The following is a 4,643-nucleotide window of genomic DNA, read 5'->3' on the forward strand; positions in this document are numbered from 1 at the left end:
CGCACGGTCTGGAACAACCAGGGAGGGGTTGGCGGCGGGGGGGGGGGGGGGCTTGGCGGAGAGAGGGGTGGCGCCCTGGGGCGAGGGCCGGGGCCGCCGCTGTGTGTCGTGCGCGGGCAGCCGACGCGGCGCCTGCCCGGAAATGTGTCGGGGCCAGCGGTCCGACTCCGCACGAAGCGAAGACGGCGGTACCCACTGGCCCCCACCCGTCAGCAACTCCACAGGAGGAGCGCGACATGTCCGGCAGTCTATCCACAGCACCCATCCCACGGGCCGCCCAGGGCCCTGCACGACCCACAGGAGCACACGGTGATCCCGCGAGGCCGACCCACCCTGACCGAAGCCGACATCGCCGCCGAGCGGAAGGCCGTACTCAAGACCTGGCAGCGCAATGAGGGCGCGAACATGCGCGACCGCGTGCCGCTGGTCAACGAGGGCGGGCGCCTTCGCCTCTACGACGAGGAACAGGTCCGCGCGTTCCTCGCGGGCTCGTCCTGGCCCCCTAAGTCCGCGCGTGGCGGCGGGAAGGCGGTCATCGGTACGGACGCCGAAGGCATGTGGCCCCCTGCGGTGCCGCCGGGGGAGGAGCACCCGGACGACCTCCTCACCGACCAGGAAGCCGCGGCCGTACTGGAGACGCGAGCCTCCACCGTCCGGGACTACGGCACGGCCGGATACCTGCCCGTCGTCCAGCGGCACGGCCGCACCTGGTACCGCCGGGCCGACCTCGAAGCCAGGCTCAGCGCAGGCGATCAGCGCCACCAACCCCACCTCACCGGGGCCGGCCGCCCGCGGGGCTCGAAGGACAAGGCCCCCCGACGCCGACCGGACCCCCGTGTCGCCGAGATCGCCGCGGGACTCGCCCTCACTGCCGGAGGAGACGCTCAGCCGGCCACGGCCGCCAAGATCGCCGAGCAGTACGGCGTCGGAGAACGCACCGCCCAGCGCCTGCTCGCGGCCGCCCGCGACCACAGGGCCGACTCGGCCTGAGCCCGCCCCGTCGCCGCCCGAAACCCCGAAGGGCGGCGACGGCTCGCGCGCCCGCCGCACACCCTCCAGTGCTCCGGCCTGGGTGGGCCTTTCCACCTGATCGCGACGCGACGCGCGAAATCCTCCCTGAATGTCCATTTTTGCCGTAATGTTTTTCTTGTCGGACGGCGGTCGGTACCCGCCTCCACACCCGTCAGCCGAACCCAACAGAAGGGCCTTCTCATGGACCGCGACAGGCACGACAACGCCCGTGACAACGACCGCGCCATCCCCACCGTCCCGGGCCGGCGGAAGGCCTCCGAGCCGACCACCGGGAAGAAGTTCCCCAACCAGCGTAACCGCCGAGCCCAGTAGCTAGACAGCGAGCAGTGTGGGCCACCTCCAGACTGGAGGTGGCCCACACTGCTGCCCGGAGGGCTTCGGCAACTGTGGCCCCGGGGTCACATGGGTGAAGCGCGGCCTGATCCCTATCCCGGCCGTGGGAAGGCTCGATACAACCCAGTCTCGTGATCAGCAATCTGCCGCTGGCCGCCCGCGCCACTCGCAGGCGCGCGGGCGCGCGGGCCTGTCGAGATCTGGAGTGACAGTCAGGCCCCGGCGCCGTGATTCGGGGCAGGGCGGGCGGTCAGACCCTGACCGACCGTTCTCGATGGCGAGGGCCACACCCGCTCGCGCCAGGCGTTTGGGGCCCGGGAAGCGGATCGCCGCGTCGGAAACCCGAGGAGCGATGGAGGGACGAACTGCGCCTGGCTATGGGACAGTTCATGAGGAGGCGTCACCGGCTGCTGGGGGAAGGGCGGGATATGGCGGACGAGGGAGACGGCTGGCTGACCGAGCGCCAGGTGAGCAGCTTGTGGCCGGGCGTGGGTACTCGCTCGGTGTATGTGAATGCGCTGGCCCATGGGGTGCGGACCCGTTCGGAGAGCTGGATGACCACTACGGGCTATGCCGGCAAGATGTGGTATCACGCCGACGACGTGCGCCAAGTGGCCCCGCAGATAGCAGCCCAGCCACCCCTCAAAGGGCCGTCATCGGTGCCGTGCTGTCTGCTGCTGATCGTTCTGGCAGCGGGACCGGTCGTGTGGCTGGCGATACAAATAGAAAGCGCAGGCGGGTGGTGAAGGTCAGGTGTGTAGCTGCGCGGCCGGCCAGCCGCGAGATGCTGGGGTATCAACTGCATCATCTCTGGCTCGTTGGGCAGGGCGCTTCCGAGCCTCAAGGAGAGGCTGATCAGATGCCTACGCGCATGGCGTAGCCGAGCACCTGGGTGAGGACTTGTCGGATCGTGATGAGGTCTTCGGCTGGCGCTTCGATGACGGCCTCGATCTCGCTGTCGGTGCAGAGAAGCCGGCACTTTGCGCAGGGTCCGATCTGGGACGGGTCGCAGTTGAGCGCGGGCGCTCTTGTGGAGGTCTGAGCGGTGCTCATGGACGGTTTCCTTCGGATGGCGGCAGTGCTGGCAAGAACGTTTTCGCGCCGTGTATTCCCTTGCTGGCCTGTTTGGTGCTGGCGAGGGTGGCGGGCCGAATAGTGCCGGGTCCGTAGCGAGCGCGGGCTCGGTCGGCGACCGCTTCGATGGCCAAGGCGCGGTCGTCGTCTGGTTCGAGGGTGAGTTGCTGGGTTGCTGCGCTCGCGGGGCGGAGGTCGTGTGCACGCAGGCTGATGGCGCGGACGCGGGCGCGCTGGAGAGCGAGCAGGTCGTAGAGCTCGTACGCGGTGGTGGCGATCGGCCGGGTGTGGGCGGTGGCTTCGATGAGGGTGCGGCTGCGGGTGCTCACGCTGCGGTCGGCGTAGCGAACGGACAGGGCCAGTCCACCCGCGGCTTGCTGCCCGTCACGCAGGCGGGCGGCGACCTCCTCGGCCAGATCGAGCAAGGCTCGGCGATGTTCGGCGGGGTCCAGGACGTCGTGTTCGAAGGCCCGGTCGGCGGCCAAGGACTTCGCGATCGGCTGCGTCTGGACGGTGCGCGGGTCCTGGCCGTGGGCGTGCAGGGCGCGGCCGGCGGCGGCGCCGAAAAGACGGACGAGCGTGGACATGGGTGTCTCGGCGATGTCGCCGATGGTCGCCGCCGCCAAGACCGGCGGAGACATCACCGTCTCTGGGCTCGCCCGAGCCGCTCGGGTTGATCGCACCTTCCTCTATCGCCATCGCGACCTGCTCGAACGCGTCCATGCCGCCGCCAACACCCCCGCCGAGGAGGGGATGAGCGCTTGGTACAACGATCCGGATGCTGCGTGGTCACCTGCCTGGCCAGCGGAAACGGGTCCTGCGCTCGGTTCGGTACCCGGTAGTTTCGACCGTGCGGAGTGCGGCCTCGGCCATCAGGGCCGCTACGGGGGCCGCACTCCGACGCGTGCCCCGCACCGACGGGCGCGGCCCTCTCGTCACGCCCGCCTCGGCGGGGCAGGATTGGGAGGATGACGGCTGAGTTGAGGGCAGAGACCGTCGTGTGCCCGATGCCGTGACGGCGGCGGGATCCCGGGAATTCACGACGGCCCCTGCCGTCGGGGGCGAGGCAGGGGCCGCCACACGGACTCCGGCCCGGGGGGAGCGAAGGGCCGGGGGCACGTGTCGCCGCTCTCAACGCCTGCGGCTCCCCGGGGTTACGCCGGTTGGGCTCTTCAGGTGCGCACGCGGCTGTTGAGGCCGTCGTGGCTGTCGGCGCTCTCCTCGTCGAACCAGTAGTCGCCGGCCGCGAGGTAGCGGAAGGAGTGCTCGCTCTTGCCGGGCAGGGCGACGGTGACAGCCCGGGTGCCATCACTGCGGGGGGTGAGCGTGTGGGTGCCGGGCTGCCAGTCGTTGAAGTCGCCCACCACACTGACCGGTCCGGGCGGGGTGTCGGCAGGCAGGACGAAGGTGACCTCGGTGCGGTCCTTGCGCGGCTTGCGTTCCAGCATGGCGATGCACTCCTGACAGCAGGTGGGCGGGGGATCCCGCCCATCCTCGGCAGCAGAGACGGGGTCCGCATTCCGACGCAGTCACCCCGGTTCCCGACGTCACCCTTGCGCCACGATCCGTAGCCGAATTGGTGCGAGTCGTGACTGTCCGTGTGAACGTGAGGACGAGGAATCCCTCACCCCCCGCATCAAGAGGAGTCGCCGTCATGGGCGGTACGCAGGACAAGCGCCAGGAGCCGGGCAAGGGCCGCGAAGAGCAGCAGCGCCCGCAGCGACCCGGCCAGGACCCAGTCCACCCCCAGCCCGGCCAGCCGTCCCGCGGCAAGAGCCCCGATGAGACCAAGCGGCGCCGCGAGGACACCCCGCTCCACGACGAGCGCGACCTGCGCGACGAAGAACTCTGAAGCAGAGCAGCACCCCACGCACGCAGGGCCCGGCCGGTTCACAGTCACCCCGGCCGGGCTCTGTCACATCCCGCCCACCGCCGACATACAGGCAGGCCCGCTCCGCCTCCGGCGAGCGTCCGAGAAACGAGAGGTGCACCCCCTGCAGCCGTCCTGTTCCGTGTCGGCGAACAGGCCAGCGCGGACGGCCGAGTCCAGTCCGGGGTGGGTATGCGGACGCCGAGGCGCGGCTGCTGGACAGCATCGCCCGGCAACTCGTAGGGCTTCGTTAAGTCGGTTTGCAGGTATGGCGTGTTGTGGTGCATGCTGCTGGTCGTGGATCTTGGGGAGGTTGAGCGTCTTCGTGGTGAGC

General features: G+C 70.1%; 7 protein-coding genes. 4 read left to right on the forward strand and 3 right to left on the reverse strand.

The window, feature by feature from the left end; all coding sequences use genetic code 11:
* Window positions 1–309 precede the first annotated feature (309 nt).
* The 3 genes from AC07DW_RS32670 to AC07DW_RS32680 all read left to right on the forward strand — a co-directional run bounded on the left by AC07DW_RS32670 (window position 310) and on the right by AC07DW_RS32680 (window position 2,111).
* Window positions 310–990, forward strand: coding sequence for a hypothetical protein (locus AC07DW_RS32670; protein WP_478861267.1), 681 nt, complete (start codon window positions 310–312; stop codon window positions 988–990).
* A gap of 222 nt (window positions 991–1,212) precedes the next feature.
* A complete protein-coding gene (locus tag AC07DW_RS32675) occupies window positions 1,213–1,344 on the forward strand; it encodes a hypothetical protein (protein WP_478861268.1) in 132 nt (43 codons plus the stop codon).
* Between the two features lie 449 nt (window positions 1,345–1,793).
* Complete coding sequence (locus tag AC07DW_RS32680; RefSeq protein ID WP_478861269.1) at window positions 1,794–2,111, forward strand: hypothetical protein; 318 nt, start codon at window positions 1,794–1,796, stop codon at window positions 2,109–2,111.
* Window positions 2,112–2,220: 109 nt separating this feature from the next.
* Here the strand turns inward: AC07DW_RS32680 and AC07DW_RS32685 are convergent, their stop codons facing one another.
* The 3 genes from AC07DW_RS32685 to AC07DW_RS32695 form a co-directional block, all read right to left on the reverse strand.
* On the reverse strand, window positions 2,221–2,418 hold the full coding sequence (locus AC07DW_RS32685; RefSeq protein WP_478861270.1) for a hypothetical protein: 198 nt from the start codon (window positions 2,416–2,418) through the stop codon (window positions 2,221–2,223).
* A complete protein-coding gene (locus AC07DW_RS32690; RefSeq protein ID WP_478861271.1) occupies window positions 2,415–3,065 on the reverse strand; it encodes a DinB/UmuC family translesion DNA polymerase in 651 nt (216 codons plus the stop codon). Before AC07DW_RS32690 ends, AC07DW_RS32685 begins: the two co-directional genes overlap by 4 nt.
* A gap of 546 nt (window positions 3,066–3,611) precedes the next feature.
* Window positions 3,612–3,887: an isoamylase early set domain-containing protein gene (locus AC07DW_RS32695; RefSeq protein WP_214931263.1), complete on the reverse strand. Its 276-nt coding sequence runs from the start codon at window positions 3,885–3,887 to the stop codon at window positions 3,612–3,614.
* A 206-nt stretch (window positions 3,888–4,093) separates the two neighbouring features.
* Between AC07DW_RS32695 and AC07DW_RS32700 the strand changes: the two genes are divergently transcribed.
* Window positions 4,094–4,291 (forward strand): hypothetical protein, encoded by a 198-nt coding sequence (locus AC07DW_RS32700; RefSeq protein WP_478861272.1) that lies wholly within the window; start codon window positions 4,094–4,096, stop codon window positions 4,289–4,291.
* The last annotated feature ends 352 nt before the right edge of the window (window positions 4,292–4,643 follow it).

This window comes from Streptomyces sp. NPDC045701 (assembly GCF_056432045.1).